At 73.5% G+C, this 25,481-nt stretch carries 21 protein-coding genes and 1 pseudogene; 17 read left to right on the top strand and 5 right to left on the bottom strand.

The genetic code is table 11. The annotated features are described in order from the left end of the window. The first annotated feature begins 62 nt into the window (after nucleotides 1-62). From ACGF3J_RS06420 to ACGF3J_RS06450, 7 genes are all read left to right on the top strand, one after another. Nucleotides 63-1,076 (top strand): ABC transporter substrate-binding protein, encoded by a 1,014-nt coding sequence (locus ACGF3J_RS06420; RefSeq protein WP_161327733.1) that lies wholly within the window; start codon nucleotides 63-65, stop codon nucleotides 1,074-1,076. Next, a complete protein-coding gene (locus tag ACGF3J_RS06425) occupies nucleotides 1,073-2,116 on the top strand; it encodes an iron chelate uptake ABC transporter family permease subunit (protein WP_346346025.1) in 1,044 nt (347 codons plus the stop codon). The genes ACGF3J_RS06420 and ACGF3J_RS06425 overlap by 4 nt, the downstream gene beginning before the upstream one ends. After that, nucleotides 2,113-3,225 (top strand): FecCD family ABC transporter permease, encoded by a 1,113-nt coding sequence (locus ACGF3J_RS06430; protein ID WP_393853558.1) that lies wholly within the window; start codon nucleotides 2,113-2,115, stop codon nucleotides 3,223-3,225. The genes ACGF3J_RS06425 and ACGF3J_RS06430 overlap by 4 nt, the downstream gene beginning before the upstream one ends. A gap of 87 nt (nucleotides 3,226-3,312) precedes the next feature. Then, entirely contained in the window at nucleotides 3,313-4,515 is a 1,203-nt protein-coding gene (locus ACGF3J_RS06435) for an esterase family protein (protein WP_161327732.1), read from the top strand. Beyond that, a complete protein-coding gene (locus ACGF3J_RS06440) occupies nucleotides 4,512-6,284 on the top strand; it encodes an ABC transporter ATP-binding protein (protein WP_346346024.1) in 1,773 nt (590 codons plus the stop codon). Before ACGF3J_RS06435 ends, ACGF3J_RS06440 begins: the two co-directional genes overlap by 4 nt. Continuing rightward, entirely contained in the window at nucleotides 6,281-8,116 is a 1,836-nt protein-coding gene (locus tag ACGF3J_RS06445; RefSeq protein WP_161327731.1) for an ABC transporter ATP-binding protein, read from the top strand. Before ACGF3J_RS06440 ends, ACGF3J_RS06445 begins: the two co-directional genes overlap by 4 nt. A 57-nt stretch (nucleotides 8,117-8,173) precedes the next feature. Further along, nucleotides 8,174-8,896 carry a helix-turn-helix domain-containing protein gene (locus ACGF3J_RS06450; RefSeq protein WP_161327730.1) on the top strand — a complete coding sequence of 241 codons (723 nt, stop codon included), beginning with the start codon at nucleotides 8,174-8,176 and terminating at the stop codon, nucleotides 8,894-8,896. Here ACGF3J_RS06450 and ACGF3J_RS06455 read toward each other — a convergent pair. Both ACGF3J_RS06455 and ACGF3J_RS06460 read right to left on the bottom strand, forming a co-directional pair. Then, complete coding sequence (locus tag ACGF3J_RS06455) at nucleotides 8,878-9,456, bottom strand: dihydrofolate reductase family protein (protein WP_161327729.1); 579 nt, start codon at nucleotides 9,454-9,456, stop codon at nucleotides 8,878-8,880. The genes ACGF3J_RS06450 and ACGF3J_RS06455 overlap by 19 nt on opposite strands. Before the next feature lie 190 nt (nucleotides 9,457-9,646). Beyond that, the gene (locus ACGF3J_RS06460) at nucleotides 9,647-10,963 is read right to left on the bottom strand and encodes a M14 family zinc carboxypeptidase (RefSeq protein ID WP_161327736.1); all 1,317 of its coding nucleotides are present in this window, start codon (nucleotides 10,961-10,963) and stop codon (nucleotides 9,647-9,649) included. Nucleotides 10,964-11,239: 276 nt separating this feature from the next. Here ACGF3J_RS06460 and ACGF3J_RS06465 point away from each other — a divergent pair, with 276 nt between their 5' ends. Both ACGF3J_RS06465 and ACGF3J_RS06470 read left to right on the top strand, forming a co-directional pair. Beyond that, nucleotides 11,240-12,412 (top strand): ThiF family adenylyltransferase, encoded by a 1,173-nt coding sequence (locus ACGF3J_RS06465; protein ID WP_161327728.1) that lies wholly within the window; start codon nucleotides 11,240-11,242, stop codon nucleotides 12,410-12,412. Next, entirely contained in the window at nucleotides 12,409-13,665 is a 1,257-nt protein-coding gene (locus ACGF3J_RS06470) for a hypothetical protein (RefSeq protein WP_161327727.1), read from the top strand. The genes ACGF3J_RS06465 and ACGF3J_RS06470 overlap by 4 nt, the downstream gene beginning before the upstream one ends. Nucleotides 13,666-13,681: 16 nt before the next feature. Here the strand turns inward: ACGF3J_RS06470 and ACGF3J_RS06475 are convergent, their stop codons facing one another. Together ACGF3J_RS06475 and ACGF3J_RS06480 are read right to left on the bottom strand one after the other, a co-directional pair. Next, a complete protein-coding gene (locus ACGF3J_RS06475; RefSeq protein ID WP_161327726.1) occupies nucleotides 13,682-14,182 on the bottom strand; it encodes a DinB family protein in 501 nt (166 codons plus the stop codon). Between the two features lie 152 nt (nucleotides 14,183-14,334). Next, entirely contained in the window at nucleotides 14,335-14,964 is a 630-nt protein-coding gene (locus tag ACGF3J_RS06480) for a bifunctional 2-polyprenyl-6-hydroxyphenol methylase/3-demethylubiquinol 3-O-methyltransferase UbiG (protein WP_161327725.1), read from the bottom strand. A 177-nt stretch (nucleotides 14,965-15,141) separates the two neighbouring features. Here ACGF3J_RS06480 and ACGF3J_RS06485 point away from each other — a divergent pair, with 177 nt between their 5' ends. Then, nucleotides 15,142-15,714 (top strand): helix-turn-helix domain-containing protein, encoded by a 573-nt coding sequence (locus tag ACGF3J_RS06485; protein ID WP_125492664.1) that lies wholly within the window; start codon nucleotides 15,142-15,144, stop codon nucleotides 15,712-15,714. Between the two features lie 53 nt (nucleotides 15,715-15,767). Beyond that, a complete protein-coding gene (locus tag ACGF3J_RS06490; RefSeq protein WP_161327724.1) occupies nucleotides 15,768-17,993 on the top strand; it encodes a DEAD/DEAH box helicase in 2,226 nt (741 codons plus the stop codon). A gap of 7 nt (nucleotides 17,994-18,000) precedes the next feature. Here the strand turns inward: ACGF3J_RS06490 and ACGF3J_RS06495 are convergent, their stop codons facing one another. Beyond that, nucleotides 18,001-18,933 (bottom strand): LysR family transcriptional regulator, encoded by a 933-nt coding sequence (locus ACGF3J_RS06495; protein WP_161327723.1) that lies wholly within the window; start codon nucleotides 18,931-18,933, stop codon nucleotides 18,001-18,003. Between the two features lie 115 nt (nucleotides 18,934-19,048). Here ACGF3J_RS06495 and ACGF3J_RS06500 point away from each other — a divergent pair, with 115 nt between their 5' ends. The 6 genes and pseudogenes from ACGF3J_RS06500 to ACGF3J_RS06525 all read left to right on the top strand — a co-directional run bounded on the left by ACGF3J_RS06500 (nucleotide 19,049) and on the right by ACGF3J_RS06525 (nucleotide 25,461). Then, nucleotides 19,049-19,879 (top strand): SDR family NAD(P)-dependent oxidoreductase, encoded by an 831-nt coding sequence (locus ACGF3J_RS06500; RefSeq protein ID WP_161327722.1) that lies wholly within the window; start codon nucleotides 19,049-19,051, stop codon nucleotides 19,877-19,879. A 255-nt stretch (nucleotides 19,880-20,134) separates the two neighbouring features. Beyond that, nucleotides 20,135-21,715 (top strand): S8 family peptidase, encoded by a 1,581-nt coding sequence (locus tag ACGF3J_RS06505; protein WP_161327721.1) that lies wholly within the window; start codon nucleotides 20,135-20,137, stop codon nucleotides 21,713-21,715. Between the two features lie 235 nt (nucleotides 21,716-21,950). Further along, nucleotides 21,951-23,162, top strand: a complete 1,212-nt coding sequence (locus ACGF3J_RS06510) for a DUF4190 domain-containing protein (RefSeq protein ID WP_161327720.1) — start codon at nucleotides 21,951-21,953, stop codon at nucleotides 23,160-23,162. A 147-nt stretch (nucleotides 23,163-23,309) separates the two neighbouring features. After that, nucleotides 23,310-24,062, top strand: a complete 753-nt coding sequence (locus ACGF3J_RS06515; RefSeq protein ID WP_161327719.1) for a GntR family transcriptional regulator — start codon at nucleotides 23,310-23,312, stop codon at nucleotides 24,060-24,062. A gap of 717 nt (nucleotides 24,063-24,779) precedes the next feature. Beyond that, nucleotides 24,780-24,995 (top strand): annotated as a pseudogene (locus ACGF3J_RS06520) (hypothetical protein); the annotation flags it as partial. A 43-nt stretch (nucleotides 24,996-25,038) separates the two neighbouring features. Next, nucleotides 25,039-25,461, top strand: coding sequence for a (deoxy)nucleoside triphosphate pyrophosphohydrolase (locus ACGF3J_RS06525; protein WP_161327717.1), 423 nt, complete (start codon nucleotides 25,039-25,041; stop codon nucleotides 25,459-25,461). The last annotated feature ends 20 nt before the right edge of the window (nucleotides 25,462-25,481 follow it).

The raw sequence follows: 25,481 nt of genomic DNA on the forward strand, positions 1-25,481 counted from the left end.
CCTCAACTCCCCTCCACCCGGGCACATCCCTCCCCCGGGGCAGAAGAGAAAGACAGACCACCATGAGCAGCACCCTGACAACGAGGCGCGGCACGGCCGTCGCCGCCGCGTTCCTGAGCGCGGCGCTCCTCCTCACCGCCTGCGGCAGCGACGGGAACGGCACCGGCGACAAGGCCGCCGCCGGGACCAGCGGCGACAAGTCCGCGGAGACCCGCAGCGTCAAGGCCGAGAACGGCACCGTCGAGGTTCCCGCCGACCCCCGGCGGATCGTCACGATCGGCAACACGAACCTCCCCTTCATCGATCTCGGCGGCAAGCCGGTGGGCGTCACCGAGGTGTCCGACTCCGACCTCGCCGTACTGCCGAAGGAGCAGAAGGCCGCGTACGAGGCGGCCGAGGTCGTCGGCAGCAGCGGTGGTGACGTGGACCTCGAGAAGCTCGCCGCCCTCAAGCCGGACCTCATCCTGGTCCAGTTCCACTCGAACGACTGGGACAAGGTCGGCAAGCGACTCGAGTCGATCGCCCCGACGGTGCTCTGGGGCCTCGACACCGAGTGGAAGGCCTTCGCCGGGGAGATCGCCACAGCCGGCAACGTCACCGACGAACTCGGCCGGCAGAAGGCGGAGTTCGAGAAGAAGATCGTCAAGATCAAGAAGACCTACGGCAAGACCATCGACGACACCAAGTTCGTCGACGTCTCCCGCGGGGACTGGAGCGACCCCGGAACGTTCTACATCGCGGACATCGGCTGCTCCGAGATCGCCCGGGACGACATCGGGCTCGACCTGCCCGAGGCGGCCGAGGGCAAGGACCCGCTGGCGTACGAGTCCCTGCCGTTCGAGCAGGTCGCCGAGCTCACCGAGTACGACGTGATCACCTACCCCGTCGATGCCGAAGGCCGGCCGACCGAGCCCTTCGTGCCGGTGACCAAGACCAACACCTGGAAGGCGCTGCCCACCGTGACCTCCGGTCGCGCGCTCGGAGTCTTCTGCCCCGGCAACAACTCCTACGGGCCCGTCCTGCAGTACCTGGACTCGCTCGACAGCGCACTGGCGACTCTCGCCGGCAAGCTGTGACAACCCTCGCCCTGCGCGGGCGCGGCCGGAGCACCGAGACGGTGCCCCGGCCGCGCCGGCGTCTGCTCGGCATGGTCCTCGCGCTGGCGGTGCTGACGGCCCTGCTGATGCTGAGTGTCATGATCGGGTCCACGGCGATCGCGCCGTCCGTGGTGTGGGACGCGCTGTTCAACCCGTCCGCCCACCCCGACCAGTTCGCCATCCGCGACTTCCGGCTGCCGCGCACGATCGTCGGCCTGGTCGTCGGCGTGGCACTCGGTCTGTCGGGCGCGCTGATCCAGGCGCTCATCCGCAACCCCCTGGCCGATCCGGGTGTCCTCGGCGTCCACGCCGGGTCGTCCTTCGCGGTGACGGTCGCCGTGGGCCTGCTGGGCGTCCGCGAGGCCCGGGACTACATGTGGTTCGCGTTCGCGGGGGCGCTGATCGTCACGCTCCTGGTGCTCGCCCTCGGGGCGACACGGAAGGGCTCCTCGCCGGTGGTCATGGTGCTCGCGGGGGTCTGTGTCGGCGCGGTGCTCGGCGGCGCCAGGGAGGCGCTCCAGTTGACCAACCCGGACGCCTTCGACGCGATGCGGTACTGGAACGCCGGGTCGATCACGGGCCGGCCGCTGGACGTCGTATGGCCGATCGTGCCGTTCTTCGCGGTGGCACTCCTCCTGGCCTTCGCGGTGTCGGGCCCGCTCAACGCGCTGGCTCTGGGCGACGAGCTGGCCCGCGCCCAAGGGGTCCGGCTGGGCCGCACCCGTGTGCTCGCGGTGATCGCGCTCACCTTCCTCGCCGGGGGCGCCACCGCGATCGCCGGACCCATCGCATTCGTCGGACTCATGGTGCCGCACGTGGCCCGCTGGATCGTCGGACCGGACCAACGCTGGATCTTCGCGTACAGCGCTCTGCTCGCCCCGAGCCTGTTGCTGGTCTCCGACATCCTCGGCCGCGTCGTGATGCGACCCGGCGAGATCCCCGTGGGGATCATCACCGCCTTCGTCGGCGCTCCCGTCCTGGTCGTGCTGGTGCGGCGGAAGAAGGCGAGCGGGCTGTGAACGCGAACACGCGCCTGTCGTGGGCGGAGGAAGGCGAGCGGACCGTGAAGCCGAACGCGCACCTCCCACGGGTGGGCTTCGGGCGGCGGGCGCTGGTGCTGCGGCGCGGGCGGATCGCGGTTCGGCTGCAGTGGCGCTCGGTCGTCGTCTGCACGGTGCTCGCGGTCGCGGGCGCCGGTATGGCGCTGCTCGCGCTCATGACCGGCTCGTACGCGCTGAGTCCCGGGCAGGTGCTCTCCGCGCTGACCGGCCGGGAGACCGGCTTCGTCCAGGAACTCGTGGTCGAGTGGCGGCTGCCCCGGGTGGCCGCGGCGCTGGTGTTCGGCGCGGCTCTGGGGGTGAGCGGCGCGGTCTTCCAGTCGCTGTTGCGCAACCCGCTCGCGGACCCCGGCATCATGGGGTTCACCCAGGGCTCCTACACCGGCGCGCTGATCGTGATCCTGGTCGTCAACGGCACCTACGCGCAGCTGGCCGGCGGGGCGCTGCTCGGCGGGATGGCCACCGCCGTGGCCGTCTACGTACTGGCCTACCGGCGAGGGGTGAAGGGGTTCCGGCTGATCGTCGTCGGCATCGGCGCGTCGGCGATGCTCGATTCGCTCAACACCTGGCTGATCCTCAAAGCCGACCTGGACCAGGCGATGTCCGCGGCCGCCTGGGGTGCCGGGTCGCTCAACGGCGTGTCCTGGAACCAGGTGGCGGTCGGCGGCGCCTGTATCGCCGTACTCCTGCTGCTGGCCGGGATGTTGAGCCGGTCACTGCGGCAGATGCAGCTGGGCGACGAAGTGGCCGCCTCGCAAGGAGTCCGGGTCTCGCCGGTACGCCTGGGCCTGATCCTGGTGGGAGTGGCGCTGACGGCGACGGTCACGGCCGCGTCGGGGCCGATCCTGTTCGTCTCCCTGGTCGCCCCGCAGATCGCACACCGGCTCGCCCGCGGCGCGGGGGTCACCCTCGCTCCCGCCGCCTTCGTCGGGGCGCTGCTGTGCCTGGCGTCGGACTACCTCGCCCAGCATGTCGCCCCCACCCCGCTGCCGGTCGGCATCATCACCGTCGTGCTCGGCGGCGGCTACCTCGGACACCTGCTGTTCACCGAAGCAAGGAGACGCCTGTGAGCGCGACCCCGACCGCCACCGCGCGCCCGACGGCGGAGCCGGCGCTCGCGCGGCACACCGACAACACCGACGCAGAGAGCGCGATACATGTCTGATCCGACTGTCGAGAAGCTGTCGACCGGTGAGTGGAGCCCGGAGAGGTTCAGACGGCATCTCCGGGAGGCGGGAACACCACTCGTCGAGCGGGTCTGCGCCGACGAGGTGCAGGTGACGTTCGTCGACGAGCCCGGAGACGGCTCGACGGCCGCCCTCTCGGTGGTGATCGGCCCCCGAATCGGCTTCAACCCGATCGAAACGGAGTTCGCCCCGGTGGCGGGGACGCCGTTTCACGTGCTCACCCTGCGGATGCGTTCCGACCTGCGCTTCTCGTACGTGTTCACGCGACGCGGGCCGGCGGGTACGGGGGAGGGCGAACAGGTCCCGGACCCGTTCAACCCGCCGCCGAGGTTCTCGGAGTGCTCGGTGGAGCGGTTCTCGGGGGCCTCGGTGGCAGCGCTGCCCGACGCGGAGCCGCTGCCCTGGCTCGACCGGGCCGAAGCGCGCCCGGCCCCGGCGATGGACTCCGCCGTGCTGGCGAGTGAGTTGCTGGGAAACGAACGCCGCATCTGGGTCTCGATGCCCCCCGGCGAGTTCTCGGACGACAGCGCGCTGCCCTTCGTGATCCACCTGGACGGGACCCCGGAGCACAGCGCGCCGGGCGTGCGTGACGCCCTGGTCGAGGCGGGACTGATCCGGCCCTGTGCGGTGGTCCTCGTCGACCAGCTCGGACAGCGGCGCGACCAGGAGCTGCTCTGCGATCCGGCGTTCTCCCGGATGCTGGTCGAAGAACTGCTGCCGTGGCTCCACGACCGGTATCCGCTCGCGCGCGACCCAGCCGACGTGGCCCTTGCCGGTGAGAGCTTCGGCGGCCTGTGCGCCGGCTGGACGGCGCTGCATCACCCCGGTGCCTTCGGCAACGCCATCCTCCAGTCCCCGTCGTGCGGGTACCACCCCGACCTCACGTGGGGCACCGGAGCGGGCGAGCTGCTGCGGCGCTCCCCCGTGCCGACACTGATCGCCGACTGCCTCGCCGTGGAAGCGGCGCCGGTCCGCGTCTTCCACGACGTCGGTGAGCTGGAGGGATCGAACACCCACAGCCGATGGCTGGACCACGTGCTCACCGCGAAGGGCTACGACACCCGCTACCGGGAATTCGCCGGCGGACACGACTACGCATGGTGGCGGGGACTCCTCGCCGACGCCCTGCTCTGGTGCTTCCCGCCCAAGAGCGGGGACGGGAGCCCCGCGTGAGCGCATCCTCGCGTTCCCCGGGCGCCGACACCGCCGGACTGGGGCGAGGGCCGCTGACCCGCCGGCTGCCCGTGCTGCTGCAGGCGCCCCCCGAACCGGTCGAGGCTCCCGCGTTCGAGGCCGGGGCGGGGATCACACCGGGGCGGTTCCTGCTGCGCGCGATCTTCTCGGTGAAGCGGGTCACCGTCCCGGCGATGCTCCTCGCGGTCGTGTGGCAGGTGGGCGAGTCGGCGGTCCCCGTGGTCATGGGTGTCGCCATCGACCGGGCGCTCGCGACCGGGAGCGCGTCGCAGCTCGTGCTGTGGCTCGGCGTGCTGACGGCCCTGTACATCGCGTTGACGGTGGCGGCGAAGCTGGCGAACCGGCTGACCTCCTACGCGGTGCAGCTGCTGCAGCACCGGTTGCGGAGCACCCTGTCGACCGCCGTGCTGCACCCGGTCGGCGGCGTGGCCCGGGCGCCGGACGGCGGCGTCGTCTCGGTGATGACCAGCGACGTCGCCCGCCTGGCCAACGCGGTGATCCTGCTGATCATGCCGGTGTCGAGGATCGCCGCCATCGGGTTCATCGCCGTGTCGCTGCTGGCGACGCACTGGCTGCTGGGGCTCGTGGTGCTGCTCGGGGCGCCTGCCGCGGTGTGGCTGATGGGCGTGCTCAGCGAGCGGCTCTCCCGGGACACCCGCGCGTACCAGGAGCTCTTGGCCTCCACCGTCGGGCGGGCCACGGATCTGGTCGCGGGCTACCGGGTGGTCAAGGGGATGCACGCCGAGGCCGAGGCGACCAGGCGGTACCGGCAGGCGAGCCAGGAGACCCTCGTCGGGGCCAAGCGCAACGCGGGGCTCCTCGGGAGGTTCCTCGTGGGCTCCGGTGCGGTCAGCGGCGTGTTCGTCGCCGCCGTGATGGGGCTGGCGGGCTGGTTCGCCGTGGAAGGGCGCCTCAGTATCGGCGAGTTGATCGCCGCCGTCGGCCTCACCCAGGCACTGCTGCCGCAGATCCAGTCGATCGCGCGCATCTCCATCCCCAACCTCGCCGGGGCCCGCGCCGCGTCCGCGCGCGTCATCGACGTGCTGCGCGGCAACGGCGGCCGGAAGCCGGGACAGGACGACGCGGCAGGGGCGGAGGCCGCGCCGGAGCCCGTCCTGGACGTGGCCGCGCCGGCCGCGACGATCCGGGTGGCCCCCGGAGAGCTCGTGGGAGTGCGCGCCGACGACCGGACCGCCGCCCGCATCGCGCGGGCGCTCCTTGACCCGTGCGCCTCCGACGCGGTGGAGGTGCGGCTCGACGGGCATCCGGCACGAGAGCTGACCCCGCACGCATACCGCTCCCGGGTCACGGTCGCCCCGCACCGGGCCACACTCTTCAGCGGGACGATCCGCGACAACCTCACCGCCGGCTCCGGTGCCGGGCGGTCCGAGCCGGTCGATGCCGCGGTGCGAGCCGCGGCGTGCGACGACTTCGCCGCCGACCTCGACCTCCCGGTCGGCGAGGACGGCAACCGCCTCTCCGGCGGCCAACGCCAGCGGATCGCCCTCGCCCGCGCACTGGCGAGCAACGCACCGGTGCTCGTGCTGCACGACCCGACCACGGCGGTGGACCCGGTCACCGAGCACGCGATCGCGGAGCGTCTGCCCGGCGTCCGCGCGGGCCGCTCGACGCTGCTGATCGCCTCGTCCCCCGTGCTGCTCGGACGCTGCGACCGCGTCGTCGACCTGTTCGAGGACGCACCCCCGCAAGAAGCGGACGTACCCCTGCACGGAAGGACGGTGGGATGAGCGTGGCAACCGCTGCGCCCGGGCACGCGCTGCCCGTCGCGGGCGCCCGGGATACGGCGAGGGAGGTGTGGCGGCTCAGCCGCGGACACCGGCTCCGGCTCACCGCCGTCGGCCTGGCCGGGATCGTCAGCACCGCCGTCGACCTGATCCCGCCGGTGGCGATCGGGTACCTCGTCGACCGGGTGCAGGCGGACACCGCGGACATCGGCACCGTGCTGACCGTCACGGGCGTGATGGCGCTCTCGGCCGTCCTCGGTGCCACGGGCACCGCGGTGACGATCGCGCACGCCACCCGCATCTACCACACCGTCCTCGCCGAGCTGCGCGAACGGCTGGTGAGCCGCGCGATGCTGCTCCCACAGCACCTCGTGGAGCGCGCCGGCACCGGGGACCTGATATCCCGGTCCAGCGACGACGTCACCGCCGTCGCCGATGCCGCCCCCGCGGTGATCCCCGCGCTCACCGTCACCGCGTTCACCATCGCCGTGTCGGTGGCCGGGCTGGCGGCCCTGGAGTGGCCCTACGCGGCCGCGTTCGCCGTCGTACTGCCCGTCTACGCGTTCGCCATGCGGTGGTACCTGCGCATCGGGCCTCGGGTGTACCGGGCCGAGCGTGCGGCGATGAGTGCGCGGGCCCAGCAGATCCTCGAGTCCCAGCGCGGTTACGCCACGGTGCTCGGCTTCGGGCTCGCCGAGCACCGTCATCGCGCCGTGCTGACGGACTCCTGGGGCGTCGCGGTGCAGTCGATTCGGGCGCGCACCGTGCAGAGCATGCTCAACGCCCGGCTCAACCTCGGCGAATGCCTGAGCCTGGCCGCCGTGCTCGTCGTCGGCTTCGTCCTCGTTGACCACGGTCTTTCCACCGTCGGCGGCGCCACCACCGCCATGCTGCTCGTGCTGCGCCTGCTGGGGCCGGTCAACCAGCTGCTGTTCGTCATCGACACCCTTCAGTCGGCCCTCGCCTCGCTGAGCCGCATGATCGGAGTGGTCACGATCCCGACGGTGGAGGCTGCCGGCGCGCCGACGACGCAGGCAGACCCGGCAGACCCGGCAGACCCGGCAGACCCGGCAGTCGCCGGGGAGACACCCACCGCCGTCCGGCTCCGCGGGGTCGCGTTCCGCTACGCCGACGGTCCACCCGTACTCGACGGCATCGACCTCGACATCCCGGCCGGCCAGCACCTCGCGATCGTCGGCCCGTCCGGGGCGGGGAAGACCACGCTCGCCTCCGTGATCGCGGGCGTTCACCGGCCCGACGCCGGGACCGTGACCCGTCCCCGCCGCACCGCGGTGATCACCCAGGAAGTACACGTGTTCGCCGGGACGCTGCGGGAGAACCTCACACTCGCCGCCCCCGACGCCACCGACCGCGAGATCCGCGCCGCGCTCGAAACCACCGGCGCGGCCGATCTGCTGGAGCTCTCGGGGGACCCCCTCGACACGGTGCTCGGCAGCGGCGGACACCCGCTCACCGAGGCGCAGGCGCAACAGCTCGCCCTCGCCCGGTTGCTCCTTGCCGACCCCGAACTGGCGATCCTCGACGAGGCCACCGCCGAGGCCGGTTCCGCCCACGCCGAGCGGCTCGACCGCGCCTCGGAAGCGGTCCTCGCCGGCCGGTCCGGGATCGTGATCGCACACCGGCTCTCCCAAGCGGCTCCGTGCGACCGGATCGTGGTCATGGACGCCGGCCGCGTCATCGAGACCGGTACCCATGACGAACTCCTCGTCGCGGGCGGCACTTACGCCCGGCTGTGGGCGGTGTGGCGGGCCGGGCAGCACATCCGCGAACCGGTGAGGGCGGCGCCGGACCCCCTTGACCCGACGACGCCCTGACCGCTCGTCCGCCGCGACCGGTGCCCAGGTGGCCGCGGCGGCGCGTATTCTGCCGCCGTGTCGCTGCGCTTTGAGACCCGTGGGTCCGACTCGTCGTGGGTCGACGCCGTGTGGACCTGCCGGAGCGAGCGGGTGACGGGGATGACGTCCGTCGCCGGGGTGCGCTGGGGGCTGGTGTTCTGGGAGCAGGGCGGGCGGGCGTTCGCGGGGGTGACCGGGCCCGGGACCCGGGCGGGTACGGCGCCGGTGCCGGAGGGGGCGCGGTTCACCGGGATCGAGTTCGCCGTGGGTACGTCGTTGCGGGCCGTGCCCGTGCCGGGGCTGGTCGACGGGGGTGTGGTGCTGCCCGACACCACGCGGCGGACGTTCCGGCTGGACGGGGGGCGCTGGGAGACGCCCGGGGCCGATGACGCCGAGGCGCTGGTCGAGCGTCTGGTCAGGGACGGAGTGCTGGTGCGGGATCCGGTCGTCGCCGAGGTGCTCCGGGGGGCTCGGCCGGACGTCTCCGGGCGCACGGTCGAGCGGCGGTTCCGGGCCGCGACCGGGCTGACGCGGGGCGCCGTCCGGCAGATCGAGCGGGCCCGCACGGCGGCGGAGCTGCTGGCGGCCGGGGAGCCGGCCGCCGACGTCGTCGGCAAGCTGGAGTACTTCGACGAGCCGCACCTGGCTCGGGCCCTGCGCGCCTATGTCGGGCGCACCGCCGGGCAGTTGCGCGACGGTGCCGGCGGTGCGATCGCCCTCGACCTGGATCGGCGCGCGGATCAGCGTCTGACGTCGTAGACCAGCTTCAGGATGCCGTTGGAGTAGCTCTGCGACTCCCGCAGCGTCAGCATCTGCTTGTCGCGGTCGGACCGGCCGAACAGGCTCTTCCCGGCACCGAGCAGCGTGGGGAAGACGAGCAGGTTGTACTGGTCGATCAGGCCCGCGTCCGACAGCCGCCGGGCCAGTTCCGCGCTTCCGTGGATGAAGATCCCGCCTCCCTCGCCCTCCTTGAGCGCGGCGACGTCCTCGGTCGATCGCAGGATGGCCGTCGGCCCCCACCCGTCGACGAGGGCGTCCTCGGACAGCGTGGTCGAGACGACGTACTTGGGCATGTCCTTGTAGGCGGCGTGGTCCTCCGAGCCGGGCCAGACCGGCGCGAACGCCTCGTAGCTGCGGCGGCCGAACATCAGCGCCGTCGTGTCGGCCAGCTCCTCGGCCTTCAGCGACCAGGCTTCCGGCACGAACTCGAGGTCCTTGAAGACCCAGCCGCCGCTGCGGTGCCCCTCGCTCGGCCCGCCGCCGGGTGAGTCCACGACGCCGTCGAGTGACATGAAGCCGGTGTAGACCAAGTCACGCATGATGCTGTCTCCTCGGGGTGGTCGGCGAGCTGTTGAGGCCACGTTAGAGGGCGGTCCGGGGGCCGGTCTTGGACAGAAACGACACGGAGGAGGGCCGGGCCGGCTCTCCGGCGGGAGCATCGGGGCGGCGCTGCCCGCGGGTGCCGGTCCCCGGGGAGCCCGCCGGCCCGCCGCGGCTCGCCGGGAACCCCTACCGGGTGAGGGGCGTGTCCAGCGCGCTCTCGGCGGCGGCCACGACCGTCCGTGCCTGGTGTTCCACCTGACGGGACACGGGCACCCAGCGCAGCCGCAGCGCCTGCTCGAAGTCTTCGCACCACGCGGTGTACAGGCCGCTCAGCTCCCGGTGCAGTCCCGGGGCGGCCCGGTCGTCCGACGCATCGAGGAGTCTCAGCAGCAGGCCCGCCGCGCGCAGTGGCTGACGACGGGCGACGACGTCGAGGGCGCAGACCCCGGCCCTGGTCAGCGGGGCGGGCCCGCCGGTGCGGGAGGCGTCGGCCGCCTGCCGGGCCAGCCGGGTCCAGGAGTCGGCGACCAGGTCGTACAGGTCGTCGGCCATCCACTCCAGTACGCGCCGGGGCGGGTCGTCCTCGGCCGGGGGCAGGAATCCGCGGGCCCGGTCGAAGACGGCGGTCACCTGCCGGCCGCTCCCGCGGACCAGCCCGGACAGGTCGCGCAGGACGTGCGCGGCCTCCGGATGCGGAGAGAGGTCGTCGGCCAGGTCGGTGGCCCACATGGGCACTTCGACGATCGCCGTGACCCCGCCGTACCGCTGGGGCGCGCACCAGGTGGACAGCCCGATGTTCTCGGACCCGGCTGCCAGGCGCGCGGCGCTGTCCGGCGGGGGCAGGACGTGGATCCCGGGAGCGGGGTTGTCCCAGTACAGGGCGTCGTACGTGCCGTGCTGGACCGGGATGCGGAGTTCGGCCGCGGAGGCTTCGAAGGGCGCGGCGAGTGCGGGGAGGCCGCGGGTCAGCTGGACCCAGGTGCCGCCCGCGTCGACGTTGTGCAGGGAGCACTGGAGGTGGGGCCGCAGCTCGTCGATGACGTCGAACAGGGCCCGGCTCTCCGGGAGCTGCCGCGAGACGATCGGCGCCCACTCCGGCTGCTCCGCGGCGACGGGACGGAAGGCGGCCCGGAAGTAGCCGGCCAGAGTGTGGTCGGGGCCGGCGGTCGCCGCCTCGACGCCGTCGCTCAGCGCGGCGCCGTCCGGGTCGAGGCACAGGACGATGTCCCAGGTGACGAGGGAGGGGTCGGTCGCCGCGGACCGCCCGTCGCCCCGCGCCACCCACTCGGCCAGTACGAGAGCGGTGGCGCCGCCGACCGGCTCGTCCGGGTGCGGCCGCGCGACCACCAGGACGTGGCGCGGCCCGTGCCCCACGGACAGCATCTCGATCGCTCGTCCGGCGCGGGACACGCCGATGCGGCGCAGGCGGCAGGCTCCGGGGAACCGGGTGGCCAGCCGCCGCGCCGACTCGGTGACTTCCGCGACCGTGGGGTAGCGGTTCATCGTGCGGTGCGTCGCCACGTTCGTCGCGCGGTTCATCGCGTACGGCTCCGCGTCGACTCGCCCGACAGGTCAGGAACCGCCGTTGCCACCGCTGTCGCCGGTGGTCTCCTTCTTGTCCAGCGGACGGATCTCGATCTTGTTCGCCATGCCGTCTCCTCCCCGTGGGATCGTGGCGCACCGTGACCGGTGTGCTCTTGTCAGCGTTCGCTCATCAGGTCACTGTTGTCAATGTCCGTTGTTGTCGGGGTAGTTGGGGCTGGCGAGATTGGCGCGAAAATGACGGTGCCCGCGATGCGGCTGCCTCGCATCAAGCCGGAGCACCGGGCCTACCGCACGGTGGACGGCCACGTACGGATCGGCAGCGTCGTCCACGGCATCGGCGCCGAGGTCCGCGACCCCGACGGCTGGGTGTGGACGCTGGTCGAGGCCATGGACGGGACGCGCGACGCCGTCGGGGTCGTCGCCGAGGTGGCCCGCCGCCACCCCGGACTCCGGCTGCCGGAACCGGACATCGCCCAGGCCATGGCGGACCTGACCGGGGCGGGGTACGTCGAGGACGCCGGTGCCGAACCGCCCGCGGAGCTCTCCGAGCGGGAACGCGAGCGGTACAGCCGGAGCATGACCCTCATGCGCTGGATGGACCTCACGCCCCGGCCGAGCGCCTGGGAACCGCAGGTGCTGCTGCGCCGGGCCCGGGTCCTGCTGGTCGGCGTGGGCGGTACCGGCGGAGCCGCTGCGCGGGACCTGGTGGCCTCCGGGGTGGGGCGGCTGCACTGCGTGGAACCGGACGTCGTCGAGCTGTCCAACCTCAACCGGCAGACTCTCTTCCGTGAACACGACCTCGGCCGGCCCAAGATCGACGCGGTGCTCGCGTCGCTGCGCGCGCTGAACCCGGACACGGTGGTCACCGGGGAGCGCCGTGAGGTGCGCGGCCCGGCGGACCTCGCGGACCTGCTGACCGGCGGTCCCGCCGCCGGTGCCGGGTACGACGCGCTGCTGCTGGCCGCCGACCGGCCCCCCGCCATCCGCAGATGGGCCAACCAGGTCTGCCTCGCCTCCGGCACCCCGTGGGCCGAGGCGGGATATCGCGGGCCCCTCGTCGGCGTCGGGGTCTTCACGCCGGGCCGGGGCGCCTGCTGGGAGTGCCTGCGCGACGCCGAGATCGAGCGACGGGACCTGCGGCTCGCGCCCGGCCAGGACGAGGACGTCGCCTCTCCCCGGATGCCGTGGAATCCGGCCAACGCGGTGACTGCCGGCATCTCCGGAGGACTGCTGGCCCACGCCGCTCTGATGCTGCTGTGCGGCGTCCCGAGGATCGAGCCCGGATGCCGGTTCGGCCTCAACCTCATGCTGCCCGGCGAACCGGTCGAGCAGCGCGCGGAGCGGCGCCCCGGCTGCCCGGCCTGCGGGGCGCGTCAGGCGGACGGCACCCCCACGGACCCCTCGTGACGGTCACCGCCGCCGACGACCGGCCCCGGATCGACCCGTCGACCCGGGTCCGGCTGCACGACCTGGCGGTACGGCGGGACCGGGACGAGTGGATCGTCGGCCGCATGAGCACCCGCACCTTCGTCGCGCTTCCGGCGGCCGGGGCGCGCGCGGTGGAACTCCTGGGCGAGGGGTGCAGCGTGGCCCGTACCGCCCGGACCCTGCGCGCCGAGACCGGCGAGGAGTTCGAGGTCGCGGAATTCGTCAGGGATCTGACCGCGCTGGGCTTCGTGGCGCGGATCGGGGACCGCCCGGTGCCGGACGCGACACCGCCGCGCGCGTCACTGCCCTGGCTGCGCCCGCACCAGGTCCGGCTCACCCTGCACGCGGCGCTGCCGGTACTCGTCGGCGTACTGCTGACGGCGGCCGTCGTCGTCCTGTTCCGCCGGCCCGACCTGGTACCGGGCTACCGCGACCTGCTGTGGAGCCCGCACGGCAGCGTGGTGCTGCTCAGTGGGGCGGCGGCCGGGTGGACGCTGCTGCTCGCCCACGAGCTGGCCCATCTGGTCACCGCCCGTGCCGCGGGTGTGCCGGGACGGATGCGGCTGGGCACCCGGCTCCAGTTCCTCGTCATGCAGACAGACATCAGCGGCATCGAACTCGCCCCGCGCCGCCACCGGTTGACGGCATACCTGTCCGGCATCGCCCTCAACCTGTCCGTCGCCTCGTCCCTGATCCTCGCCCTCACCCTGACCGACACCAGCACGACCGCCCACCGGCTGCTGGCCGCGGCCCTGCTGCTGGCCCTCCTGCCGCTGCCCTTCCAGTGCATGGTCTTCACGCGCACCGACCTCTACTTCGTCCTCCAGGACCTCACCGGCTGCCGGGACCTGTACGGCGACGGTCTCGCGTACGCCCGGTACCGGTGGCGGCGGCTGGTGCGGGCGCCACGGGTCCGTCCTCGGTCCCGCCGGATCACCCGGGCCGACGATCCGAGCACCCGGCTGCCCCCGCACGAACGCCGGGCCGTGCGCCTCTACAGCGTCGTCCTGGTGGTCGGCACGGCCGCCTGCCTGACGTTCATGGCCGTCGTCACGGTCCCCCTCGACGTCGCGCTGCTGGTGCGGGCGGCGCGGGGACTGGGGCCGGAGCACGGCCTCGCCCGCAACGCCGACGCGGCGGCGGTGCTGGTGACGCTGGGCGGGGTCAACGTCCTGTGGCTGGTCACCTGGTGGCGCAACCGCCGCGCCGCCGACCGCCGTACGCGCCGCTGACCGGCGTACGAGCTGATCACCGCCCCGTCGCGCCGTCGATCAGCTCGCGCAGGATGTCCGCGTGCCCGGCGTGGCGGCCGGTCTCCTCGATCATGTGGGTCAGCGCCCAGCGGACGCTGGGGGCGGGCTTGCCGGGCGGGTGCCGGGGGAGTGGAGCGGCGAGGTCGGTGCAGGCGTCGAGGACCCTGTTCGCGCGCTCGACGGCCTCCCGGTAGCGGGCGACGACCTCGGCCACGCCGTCCTCCGGCGCGGCCCGGAACGTCGCTTGCCAGTTCCGTACCTCCGCGCCGAGGAAGAGCGCGCGCTCGACGTGGGTCAGGTGGTGGAGCAGGCCGAGCAGGTTCGTGCCGGACGGCACGGCAGCGGTACGGACCTGGGGCTCGGGGGCGCCGTCGACCTTGCCGGCGACCGAGGTCCGGAGGTAGTCGAGGAACCCGCGCAGGGTCTCGGCCTCGCTGCCTCCGGTCCGGGGCGGCGGGGCGTCCCGGCGACGGGTTCGTGGAGTGGCGGGGGGCATGGTGGCCTCCTTGGCCGGGGTCGGGGCGACCGACCGTTTCCGGCCGCTCGGTCGGGCGTCGTCCGGTCGGAGTTTTCTCCGTCGGGCGTCGCCCGGTCGGACCTCCCTCCGCCGGGCGTCGCCCGGTCAGGCGTCGCGTCTCCGCCGCCGCGTCAGGCGGCGCGACGGACGAGCAGGACGTGGTCGACGACCTCGGCGGTGCGGCCGCCGGGGCCGGTCGCGCGGCGGCGCGGGGAGTCGGCCCGCTCGACCGGGTACGCCGCCGGGTCGAGGCCGATGTCCGCAGCGACCTCGCGCGGGCCCGGGTACCGGGCGTCGGGGTCCTGGTTCCACGACCACGGCGCGGTCGAGCCGTGGTCGACGACCAGCAGCCGTCCTCCCGGGCGCAGCGCGTGTGCGGCCGTGCGCAGGAGCGCGGCCCGGTCCAGGTCGAAGGGTGTGTGCAGGTAGTGGGCGCAGACCAGGTCGAACCGGCCCGCCGGAAAGGACGCGCGCAGGTCGTGCCGTTCGGCGGTGACCAGGTGGCCGAGGCCCTGCGCGTGGGCGTGGGCGGCGAGCCGTTCGGTCGCCACGGCGGAGATGTCGACCGCGGTGACCCGCCAGCCCCGCCGGGCGAGCCAGAGCGCGTCGCCGCCGTTGCCGCACCCCAGGTCCAGCGCGTCGCCGGGCGGCACCTCGGAGACCGCCTCGACGAGCCGGTGGTTCGGCCGCGCGTCGTCCGCCGCGGGCCGGGCCGCGTAGAGCCCGTCCCAGAACGTGACCTCGTCGGTGGTGGCGCTCATCGGAACTCCTTCCTCTCGCGTCGGAACGCTCGTGTCGTGCTGCTCATGTCGTGCTGCTCGTGTCGTGGCGCTGATGTCGTGGTGCTGACGGCGTGGTGCTCGTGCCGTGATGCCGCCAGTCTCACCGGGACCACGGCCGGCTGGCACGAAAACTTGCCGTTGTGGCAAGGTGGCCGGATGGACGCCGGAACGGACGAGGTACTCGACGCGGTGGGTCCGAGACTGCGCGCGCTGCGCCGGGACCGGGGCATCACCCTGGCCCACCTCGCGACGGCGACCGGGGTGTCGGAGAGCACCCTGTCGCGGCTGGAGAGCGGACAGCGCCGGGCCACCCTGGAACTGCTGCTGCCGCTCGCGCGGATCTACGACGTCCCGCTGGACGACCTGGTCGGCGCTCCGCGCACGGGAGATCCGCGGATCCACCTGAAGCCCGTCCGGCGCTTCGGCATGGTCTTCGTGCCGCTGTCCCGGCGGCCCGGCGGGACCCAGGCGTTCAAGATGATCATCCCGAGCCGGCCGGCGCCGCTCGAACCGACCCCGCAGACGCACGAGGGCTTCGAGTGGCTGTACGTGCTGAGCGGCAGGCTGCGGCTGCTGGTCGGGGAGCGCGACCTGACGCTGTCCTCCGGTGAGGCCGCCGAGTTCGACACGTCCCTGCCGCACTGGCTGGGCAGCGCCGACGGGGGCGCGGTCGAACTGCTCGTCCTGTTCGGGCTGCAGGGAGTGCGCGCGCATGTGCACAGCGGCTGAACGGCGGGCCGGGGGGACGGCCGAGGAGCGGCCTGGAGGGGGCGCGGTACCGGATGGGGCGCGATGAGCGGGAGGCGGTCGCACGCGGCACGCGGCTGCACGAGGCGGCCCGGTCGCTGGCCGGTGACCACGAGCGGGCCGTCGACGCGGTCCGGGCGGCGCTGAAGCCGCTGCACGACGAGGCGGTGGAGCAGGCCCTCGACGCCATCCCCGTGGCCCGGTTGCAGGACGTCACCGGCGGGCGGCTGCGGCTCGGGGCCGTCGAGAAGAGCGGCCTGAACAACGTCCGCGCGGTCCTGGACGCGGGCCCCTACCGGCTGCGGCAGATCCCCGGCGTGGGACAGCGCACCGTCGACCAGATCATCGCCGCCGCACGGCAGTTGGCGGAGGCGGCAGGAGAGGCCGCCGCGGTGCACCTGGACGTGGACCGGCCCGAACCGCGCACGACAGCCCTGGTCGCCGCCCTGCACGTGCTGGTCGGGGCGGGCCCCGAGGCGCGGCGCGCGCTCGACGCGGCGGCCGGGCTGACGCGGCGGCTCGGCCCGCTGCTGGCCGACGCCCGTCCGGTCGCCGGACGGATCGGGCTGCTGCTGGCCGGGCGGGCGAAGAAGGCCCGCGCGCTGGAGGCCGTGGCGGAGATCCGGTCCGTCACCGAGGAGGCCGAGCGGGCGGACACGCCCGGACTGCTGGCCCAGGCCTCGGTGGACCTGCTGCGCGGACCGGCGGGAGACCTCGCGGCCTGGACGGACTTCGAACTGCGCTCCGCCGAGTACTACGGCGTGCTGGGCGAGATCGCCGGACACGCCTCCGACACCGCCGCGGCCGAGGGGTTCCTGCCGGACGACATCGCCGAGCGGGTCCGCCGGCTGCGGCTCGACGACTCCCGGCGCCGGGTCTCCCTGCGCGGCTACCAGGCGTTCGGCGCGCGGTTCGCCCTCGCGCGGCGCCGGGTGATCCTCGGCGACGAGATGGGCCTCGGCAAGACCATCCAGGCCATCGCGGCCATGGCGCACCTCGCGGCCGGCGGGCACACGCACTTCCTGGTCGTCTGCCCGGCCGGCGTCCTGGTCAACTGGACGCGCGAGACCGAGGCCCGCAGCACCCTGCCGGTCCGCCCGCTGCACGGCCCCGACCGGCAGGACGCCTTCGCCGACTGGTGTGAGCGGGGCGGGGTCGCCGTGACCACCTTCGACTCCCTGCGCGGGCTCCCGGACCCGGGCGGCGACGGCGGGCCGGAGGGCGCCGGGCCGGCCGGGCCGCCCGCACCGGCGATGCTCGTCGTGGACGAGGCGCACTCCGTGAAGAACCCGCAGGCCCTGCGGTCGCAGGCGGTCGAACGGTGGGCCGGCCGGTGCGAGCACGTCCTGTTCATGACGGGTACGCCGATGGAGAACCGGGTCGCCGAGTTCCGCAACCTGGTCCGGATGCTCGACCCCGCGGTGGCGGACCGGCTGGGAGACGGCACCGGGCTGACCGGCTCGGTCGCCTTCCGCAAGGCGGTCGCCCCCGTCTACCTGCGCCGCAACCAGGAGGACGTGCTCACCGAACTGCCCAGCCTCCAGCACACGGACGAGTGGGAGGAGCTGAGCGCCGCCGACGAGGACGCCTACCGGGAGGCCGTGCGCGAGGGCAACTTCATGGCGATGCGCAGGGCGGCGTACGCCCGCCCCGAGAAGTCCGCCAAGCTCGGCCGGCTCCGGGAGATCGTGCGGGAGGCCGGGGAGAACGGGCTGAAGGTCGTGGTCTTCTCGAACTTCCGGGACGTCCTGCGCGTGGTCGAGGACGCCCTCGGCGCTCCCGACGACGCGGAACCCCGGCCGTACGGACCGGTGTTCGGCCCGCTCACCGGCGCGGTGCCGCCCGCCCGCAGGCAGGCGCTCGTCGACGCGTTCACGGCGGTGACCGGCCCGGCGGTGCTGCTGGCGCAGATCCAGGCGGCGGGGATCGGGCTCAACATGCAGGCCGCCTCGGTCGTGGTCGTGTGCGAGCCCCAGATCAAGCCGACCATCGAGCACCAGGCGGTCGCGCGGGCCCACCGCATGGGCCAGGTCAGGCCGGTGCGCGTGCACCGTCTCCTCGCCACCGGCGGGGTGGACGAGCGCATGGTGCGGCTGCTGGAGAAGAAGACCCGCCTCTTCGACGCCTACGCCCGGCGCAGCGCGGTGGCCGAGGCGACGCCGGACGCCGTGGACGTGTCGGACACCGACCTGGCACGCAGGATCGTCGAGGAGGAACAGGCCCGCCTGGGCATGAACGACGAGCAGACCGCGACGTCCTGAATTCCCGTCACCCTTCCTCACTCCCGGCCCGCATCCGCCGGTAGGCCTCCACGTACCCCCGCACCAGGGGCAGCCCCTCGTCCTCCCGGCGCCGGGCCAGGGCGTAGCGGCAGGGGCTCAGGCCGCGGACCGGGCGGGTGGTCACGCCGCCCAGGGTGATCAGCGGAGCGTTGCCCGCGGCCACGAGGCAGATGCCGAGGCCCGCGACCAGCGCCTCGTACGTCTCCTCCGTGCCGGCGATCTCCGCGCCGACGCGCGGCGGCCGGGCGGCGGCACCTCCCAGGGCTCGCCGTTCCTCCAGCGCCAGCCAGAAGTCGCGCAGCACGCCCGCCTCCGGCGGCAGGGCGAGGAACGGCTCGTCGGCCAGGTCGGCGAAGTCGAGTACCGGGCGCGCGGCGAGAGGATGGGTCTCGGGGAGGGCGACCAGTCGGGGTTCCTCGGCGACCACGGTCCAGGCGTAGCGGTCGGCGTCGGGCAGCGGCAGCCACACGTACGCGACGTCGGCCGTGCCGTCGGCGAGGCCCGCAGTCGGGTCCTCCCAGCGCGTCTGCCGCAGCCGTACCAGCGCCTCCGGGTGGTCGGCCGTGAAGCGGGAGCGGATGGACGGCAGCAGACCGTCCCGTCCGGGGCTGGTGCTCATGCCGACCACCAGGGTGCCGCGCCGCGCCGCCCGGACCGCCTCCACCGCCGCCGCACCCTCGCCCCAGCCGGCCAGCACCCGCCGGGCGTGCGGCAGCAGCGCGGCGCCCGCCTCGGTGAGCGACACGCCCCGCGGTTCGCGGCGGAACAGTTCCGCCCCCAGCTGCCGCTCAAGTGCCCGGATCTGCTTGCTCAGCGCGGGCTGGGACACGTACAGCCTCTCCGCGGCCCGCGTGAAGTGCAGTTCCTCGGCCACCGCCGTGAAGTAGCGCAGCTCCCGCACATGTACGTCCGTCGTCATGCCCGTTGGCTATCAGCGTGGGTCTTGGACGGGCAACCGGGTTTCCCCGCAATGTAGTTGGCGGTTGCAGGGATGCGACGGACGCGAGTGACGGACGAGTGGCGAGGGAGTCGGCATGAACAAGGTGTGGCTGGTGACCGGTGCGAGCAGTGGCTTCGGACGGGCGATCGCCGAGGCGGCCCTGGCCGACGGCGACGTGGTGGTCGGCGCGGCGCGGCGCCCCGAGGCGCTCGACGACCTCGTGGCCGCGCACCCGGACCAGATGGAGGCGCTGCGTCTGGACGTCGCGGACACGGCCGCCGCCGCCGGCGTCGTGCGGGACGTGGTGGCGCGGCACGGACGGATCGACGTCCTGGTCAACAACGCGGGCCGGACCCACGTCGGTGCCTTCGAGGAGACCGGCGAGGAGGAGCTGCGGGCGCTGTTCGACGTGCACGTCTTCGGGCCGGCCGCGCTGACCCGGGCCGTGCTGCCGCACATGCGGGAGCGGCGCTCGGGCGCGATCGTGCAGATGAGCAGCATGGGCGGGCAGATGTCGGTCGCGGGCTTCTCGGCGTACAGCGGCACGAAGTTCGCGTTGGAGGGGATGTCCGAGGGGCTCGCGGACGAGGTGCGGGAGTTCGGGATCAAGGTGCTGATCGTCGAGCCGGGCGCCTTCCGGACCAGCCTGTTCGCGGCCGGCAACGCCGGGACCAGCGCGGACAGCGGTGTGTACGCCAAGGTCGGCGAGACCCGCGGGATGGTGGCCGGCGGCGACGGCGGCCAGCCCGGTGACCACGCGAAGGCGGCGGCCGTCATCCGCGCCGCCCTGGCGGCCGAGCACACCCCGCTGCGCCTGCCGCTCGGCGACGACGGGGTCGGCGCGGTCCTCGGCCATCTCGACCAGGTGCGGGCGGACGTCGAGGCGTGGGAGAAGCAGACCCGGGCCACGGCGTTCGAAGACTGAGCGACGACTGAGCGACGACTGAGCGACGACTGAGCGCCGGTCGACTCGGCCGGCGACTCGGGGTGCTCAAACGACACAGGGGCCTGCACATCCGTGCAGGCCCCTTGTGCAATTCCTCTGGAAGCCTCAATCTTTCGGCTGACGCACCAAAACCGCCCCACTTTGACATGGTCATGACCTAATGACCTCCGGTGGGCGGTCTGCTCGGCGTGCACGAACCCCACCACGCACCACCGACTGAGGAGGACCCCTCACATGGCAGTGCTGCGTCACAACCCCCCTCGCACCAACCGGCGAAGACTGTCCGCCGTCGGCGCCGTGGCCACCGCGGCCCTCGCCGCGAGCCTCGTCTCCGCGCTCCCCGCCACCGCGGCGGAGGGCCACGTCCAGTACGCGGACGCGGCGAACGCGGTCGCCGGCAGCTACATCGTGACCCTGAAGGCGGACGAGGCGAAGTCCGGCTCCGCGGAGGGCCGCGCCCTGGCGAAGAAGTACGGCGCCGACATCGAGCGCACCTACACCAAGGCCCTGAACGGCTACGCGGTCGAGGCCTCCGAGACCGAGGCGACACGTCTCGCCGCCGATCCGGCCGTCGCCTCCGTCGTCCAGAACCGCACCTTCCACGTCACCGGCACCCAGCCCAACCCGCCGTCCTGGGGCCTGGACCGCATCGACCAGCGCAACCTCCCGCTGAACAGCTCGTACACCTACCCGGACAGCGCCGGACAGGGCGTGACGGCGTACGTCATCGACACCGGCGTCCGCATCACCCACAGCGACTTCGGCGGCCGCGCCTCCTACGGCTACGACGCCATCGACAACGACAACACCGCCCAGGACGGGCACGGCCACGGCACCCACGTCGCCGGCACCGTCGCGGGCAGCGCCTACGGCGTCGCCAAGCAGGCGAAGGTCGTCGGCGTGCGCGTGCTGAACAACTCCGGCTCCGGCACCACCGCCCAGGTCGTCGCGGGCATCGACTGGGTCGCCCGCAACGCGGTCAAGCCGGCCGTCGCCAACATGTCCCTCGGCGGTGGCGCCGACAGCGCCCTCGACACGGCGGTGCGCAACGCCATCGCGTCCGGCGTCACCTTCGTCGTCGCGGCCGGCAACGAGTCCACCAACGCGTCCACCAAGTCCCCGGCCCGGGTGACCGAGGCGATCACGGTCGGCGCCACCACGTCGAGCGACGCCCGCGCGAGCTATTCCAACTACGGCTCGGTCCTCGACCTGTTCGCGCCGGGCTCGTCCATCACCTCCGCCTGGAACAGCGGCGACTCGGCCACGAACACCATCTCCGGGACGTCCATGGCCAGCCCGCACGTCGCGGGCGCCGCCGCGCTCCACCTGGCCGCGAATCCCACGGCCACCCCGGCGCAGGTCGCCACCGCCCTGACGTCCGCGGCCACCACCGGCGTCGTCTCGAACCCGGGCAGCGGCTCGCCCAACCGCCTGCTGAACGTCGGCGGAGGCGACACGCCCCCGCCTACCGGGGACCGCTTCGAGAACACCGGCGACTACACCATCCGGGACAACGCCACCGTCGAGTCCCCGGTGACCGTGTCCGGGGTCTCGGGCAACGCCCCGTCGTTGCTCGCCGTCGAGGTGAACATCGTCCACACCTACATCGGTGACCTCCAGGTCCAGCTGGTCGCCCCGGACGGCACGGCGTACACCCTCAAGGCGTACGGCACCGGCGGCAGCGCGGACGACATCAACACCACGTACACCGTGAACGCCTCCTCGGAGACCGCGAACGGCACGTGGAAGCTCCGCGTCAGCGACAACGCGACGTGGGACACCGGGCGGATCGACGCCTGGGCCCTGCAGTTCTGACGGAGTCCTGACGGTGCTCTGACGGCAGCTCAGTGAACGAACTCGTCCTCGCGGTAGGGCTCCGGGTCGCCGACCCAGCCCGCCGCGAGGACGAGGCGCGATGCCGGAGCGCGGCGCGGAGGCCGAAGCGGCGGTCGCTTACCATGCGCTGAGTGATCGGCCGGCCACCGCGTGGGGCCCGGCCGCAGTTCCGCGGCGCCTTCGCGTCACCGTCCGAAACAGGAGCACGGTACACGTGTCCATACCGCCGCCGCCCGGGCCCCAAGGGCCCCATTCCCAGGGGCCGTACCCGCCGGGACAGCAGCCGCCGCCGGGGCCGTACCCGGTGCCTCCGCAGCCGTACCCGGGTGCCTGGGGGTACCCGCCGGCCGGGCAGCCCTACGGGCCCTACGGGGCGTACCCCGCGCGGCCGTCGGTCAACGGGCTCGCGATCGCGGCCTTCGTGCTCGGTGTCCTGTGCTTCGTGCCGGCGGTCGGGCTCGTGCTGGGGCTGGTCGCGCTGGCGCAGATCAGGAAGCGGGGCGAGCGCGGCAAGGGGTTCGCCGTGGCCGGTTCCGTGCTGTCCTCCGTGGGGCTGGCCCTGTGGGCCGTCGCCCTCGCCACGGGTGGCGCCGCCGACTTCTGGGACGGCTTCCGGGACGCCGCGCGCGGCGAGGGCACCGCCCACGGCCTGGAGAAGGGCCAGTGCTTCACCACCCCCAGCGGCTCCCTCCAGGGCGTGACGTACGACGTCGACGAGGTGTCCTGCGACGAGGAGCACGACGGCGAGGTGTTCGCCGCCTTCGAGCTGCCGGGCGGCTCCTTCCCCGGCGACGCGGAGATCACGCGGGCCGCGGACGACCAGTGCTACGCCCTCCAGGACACCTACGCGATGGACCGGTGGGCGCTGCCGGCCGACGTCGACGTGTACTACCTGACCCCGACCTCCGAGAGCTGGCGGACCGGCGACCGGGAGATCACCTGCCTGTTCGGGAACACGGACGAGCGGGCCACGCTGACCGGTTCGCTCCGCAACGACGGCGCCGGACTCGACCCGGACCAGCACACGTACCTGCTGGCGGAGGGGTACCTCAACCGGGCGATGGACGAGGTGCCCGACGCCGAGGCCGTCGAGGACGACCTCGAGGGCTACCGGGTCTGGGCGGGGCAGGTGGCGGAGGCGCTCAGGGGCGAGGTCACGATGCTCGACCGGCACGACTGGCCCGCCGACGCCGACCGTCCGGTCGCCGAACTGGTCGAGGACCTCGAGGCGGCGCAGAAGGAGTGGGCGCTGGCCGCGAAGGCCTCCGACGCCGACGCGTACTACGAGCACTACGGCAAGGGCTACGACCTCGTCGTAGCCGAGACCACGGTCACCGCCCGCAAGGCTCTGGGGCTGGCCACCACGCCGCCGGAGTACGGGAGTGGTGGAGACGGCGGCGGGGGTGACTCCGGTCTGGAGGTGTGACCGCTCCTATAACGGGGAGAAAGTGCCTGCGTAAAGCCTCCGGGCGGCGCAAGTCATCACATCGAGTGATTCTCTGGCCTTTGCTTGCCTGGTACAACCCACGGTTGCCACGCTGTTGCTGTCTGTACAACCTGATGGGAGTGGCCAGTGACATTCGGTGAGCAGCCGGCGTATTTGCGTGTCGCGGGTGATCTCCGCAAGAAGATCGCCGACGGCCTGCTGCCGCCCCATACGCGCCTGCCGTCGCAGGCGCGGATCCGCGAGGAGTACGGCGTCTCGGACACCGTCGCCCTGGAGGCGCGCAAGGTGCTGATGGCCGAGGGTCTGGTCGAGGGCCGCTCCGGTTCCGGGACGTACGTGCGCGAGCGGCCCGTGCCCCGCCGCGTCGCCCGCTCGGGGTACCGGCCGGCCGGCGGCGCCACCCCCTTCCGGCAGGAGCAGGCCGACGGCGACGCGCACGGCACGTGGGAGTCGCGCAGCGAACAGGCCGAGGCGAGCGTGGCCGTGGCCGAGCGGCTCGCCATCAAACCCGGCGACCGCGTGATGTGCACGCGGTACGTCTTCCGGGAGGCGGGCGAGGCCATGATGCTCTCCACCTCCTGGGAGCCGCTCGACCTCACCGGCCGCACGCCGGTGATGCTGCCCGAGGAGGGGCCGCTCGGCGGCATGGGCGTCGTCGAGCGGATGGCCGCGATCGACGTCGTCGTCGACAACGTCACCGAGGAGGTCGGTGCCCGCCCCGGCCTCGCCGAGGAGTTGCTCGCCCTCGGCGGTGTCCCCGGACATGTGGTCCTGGTCGTCCAGCGCACGTTCTACGCCTCGGGCCGCGCGGTGGAAACGGCCGAGGTGGTCGTCCCCGCCGACCGGTACCGGGTCTCCTATCACCTGCCGGTGAGGTAGCGCCCGCTTCCACCGGCAGGCGCTGCCGCCCGCCCGCCCGGCGCTCGCGGTCCCGGCCCGTCACCCGATGGGCGTCCCCCGCCCGTCCGCCGGCGGCGCGTCCGTCCGTCCGCTGGTTGCGGCCGTCGCTCGTCATCTGGTGGCGGCCCCTACCCATCACCTGGCGGCCTCACCCAAAACCTGGCGGCCCCCGCCCATCACCTGGCGGCCCCCGCCCAGCACCTGGTGGCGTCCCCAGCCCCCTTTCGCCCGTCCGCCACCCGAAGGCCCCCAATCCGTCTGCCGGTCACGGCCTCGCCCGCCGCCCGCCGCGGCCCGCGCCCGTCACCCCGGCGGCGCCCCCGCCCGTCAACCAGCAGCGCCGCCGGGCGAGTTGGGGCGCCTCCTAGAGGTGTGAGATGGCGCACGCCTCCCGTGCGCCTCCCGCGCCCCTCTCCACTGCCCGTCGGCCCGCCCGGCCGCCCGGTCCCGCCCTTCGCGCGGCGTATGAATCCGGTCAATCCGGTCGTTCCCGCAGGTGGCCTCCCTCGGCTCCGGCATGCCTCCGACCGGACGCATCGGAGCGCGGAGGCGGCGCGTTCCGCATCGTGCGCCCCCTGCGTTCTGGCTGGTTGCGTACCTCTTTGTGCAAAGCCGTATTCGCTCCGTGAAGGTTGGGCGTAGGCTCGGGCATATGCGGATCGGGGTTTCCTTGGCGGGCGGGGCGCGGCACGAGCCGCGGGCGGGAAGTGGAGGGGCGCGATGAACGACAGCACGGTCACTCTTCCCTGGCTGGTCTTCCGGCAGGACGACAACGGCAATCGCTACCGCGTGGGCAGGTACGCGACCCGGGCCGAGGCCCAGAAGATCGCGGACACCCTCGACGGCCGCGGCCACAAGCAGCTCTACTGGGTCGAGCGGCTCGGCGCGAACGGACAGGGCGGGGTGGACTGACCGGGGCCGACGAGCCCGGCCGGCAGCCCGTAGGCTCCGGCGCATGACGGAACGGATCGTGGTGGGCGCCGCCCTGGTCGACGGCGGACGCCTGCTCGCCGCGCGCCGCAGCGCGCCGGCCGAACTGGCCGGACGCTGGGAGCTGCCCGGCGGCAAGGTCGAGGCGGGCGAGACGCCCGAGGCCGCCCTCGTGCGGGAACTGCGCGAGGAACTGGGGGTGGCGGCCGAGGCCGGGGAGCGCGTCCCGGGTCAGTGGCCCCTGAGATCACCCTTCGTCCTGCACGTGTGGACGGCGCGACTCCTCCCCGGTTCCCCCGACCCCGAACCCCTCGAGGACCACGACGTCCTGCGCTGGCTGACCCCCGCCCGCGTCTGGGACGTGCCCTGGCTCGACCAGGACGTGCCGGCCGTCGAGCGGGCGCTCGCGCACCTGGGGCTGGGCGCCACGGACGCGGGGCGGGCGTGAGCGGGTCGACATGAGCGCCC

The organism is Streptomyces sp. NPDC048171 (assembly GCF_043202655.1).
GTDB lineage: Bacteria > Actinomycetota > Actinomycetes > Streptomycetales > Streptomycetaceae > Streptomyces.